The organism is Hymenobacter terrestris (assembly GCF_013377905.1).
GTDB lineage: Bacteria > Bacteroidota > Bacteroidia > Cytophagales > Hymenobacteraceae > Hymenobacter > Hymenobacter terrestris.
In genome coordinates, this window is the sequence record NZ_JABKAV010000144.1 from 1 (window position 1) to 1417 (window position 1417).

Below are 1417 nucleotides of genomic sequence, written 5' to 3' on the forward strand. Positions count from 1 at the left end.
ACGCTCCTTGTATGATTGCATTGCCTTTCGGTCGAAAGGTAGCCAGAAAAGGAAACGGGGACACCCAACGCTCCGAACGGCGGCCCCTCGGGGCTGACCGTGTGTGAAAGAGTCGGTGCCCCGTTTTCCGTTTTTGCCTGAAGACTGCACAGTATGGAGGGAGCCCGGCCGGACCAGCGCATCCCGCATTTGTACAAGGATAGTTGCGGTAGAAACCTGACTGGCTGCGTTTTTCTCTCTTTATTTTCTTGTGTATGCCTCCTGCACGCACCGTCCCCGCTCCCCTCAAATACGTGGTGGGGATTGACATCGCCAAAGACACCTTTGTGGCCTGTTTCGGCCGCATCGACCTCCACCAGCACATGTCTTTTGGCAAAGAAATCACGTTTGCTAACACCCTGGCGGGCTTTGCCGCGCTGCTGGCCTGGGCCAGCAAGCAGCAGGGGGTTGACGCTCCCTGCTGGTTTGTGGTGGAGGCCACCGGGGTGTACTACGAAGAACTGGCCTACTTTTTAGCCGACCAAGCGCAAGCGCTAAGCGTCTTGCTGCCCAATAAGGTCAAGCACTTTGCCCAGAGCACGGAGCAGAAGAGTAAAACGGACCAACTTGATGCCCGCCTGCTGTGCCGCTTCGGCCTGGAACGTGCCTTGCCGGCCTGGCAGCCGCCCACGCCCGCCCTGCGCCAGCTGCGCGCCCTTTCCCGCGAACGGCAGAGCCTCACCCAGCAGGCCGCCCGGCTCAAAACCCAGCGCCACGCCTACGAGCACAGTTATCAGCCCGATGCGCGCACGCTGGACCGGCTCAACAACCGCCTGCACTTGCTGGAGCAGCAACTCCACGCGGTGGACCACGACCTGGCCGCGCTGCTGGCGACGGAACCGGAACTGGCCCGCAAGCTGGCCCACCTGACAAGTGTGCCGGGCATTGGCCTGACGACGGCCCTCGTCGTGGTGGCCGAAACCAACGGCTTCGTGCTGATGGAAAACGAGCGCCAACTCGCCTCCTACGCCGGGCTGGACGTGGTGCAGCGCCAAAGCGGCCTCTCGGCGGGGGCCACGCGCATCTCCCGCCGCGGCAACGTGCGCCTGCGCACTGCCCTCTACCTGCCTGCCGTCAGCAGCCTGCGCTATAACCCGCAGCAAATCGCCTTTTACGCCCGGCTGCGGGCCCGCCAGCCCAGCGGCAAGCCCGGCGTGATTGCCGTCATGCGCAAACTACTGCTGCTCTGCTACTCGCTGTGGAAAAACGACTGCGCCTACGACCCGCACTACCACCCGGCCCGGTGCCCGGAAAAAGAAGTAGCCCCGGCCAGTTAACCGGCCGAGGCTACGCAGGATGAACCCAAAGGCCCTCCTTAAGGAGGCCTAAATGTAAAAAACCTCGCCCAATCCCTTGCTTTTTATCACAGTATCTTTCA

The 1417-nt window shown here is 62.1% G+C and carries 1 protein-coding gene; it reads left to right on the forward strand.

The window, feature by feature from the left end; genetic code table 11:
- Positions 1-254: 254 nt before the first annotated feature.
- The gene (locus HW556_RS18320) at positions 255-1316 is read left to right on the forward strand and encodes an IS110 family RNA-guided transposase (RefSeq protein ID WP_176901558.1); all 1062 of its coding nucleotides are present in this window, start codon (positions 255-257) and stop codon (positions 1314-1316) included.
- Positions 1317-1417: the final 101 nt, after the last annotated feature.

What these genes read in the sequence shown, in the direction of transcription:
- HW556_RS18320 (WP_176901558.1), top strand. Translation starts at nt 255, where the DNA reads ATGCCTCCTGCACGCACCGTCCCCGCTCCCCTCAAATACGTGGTGGGG.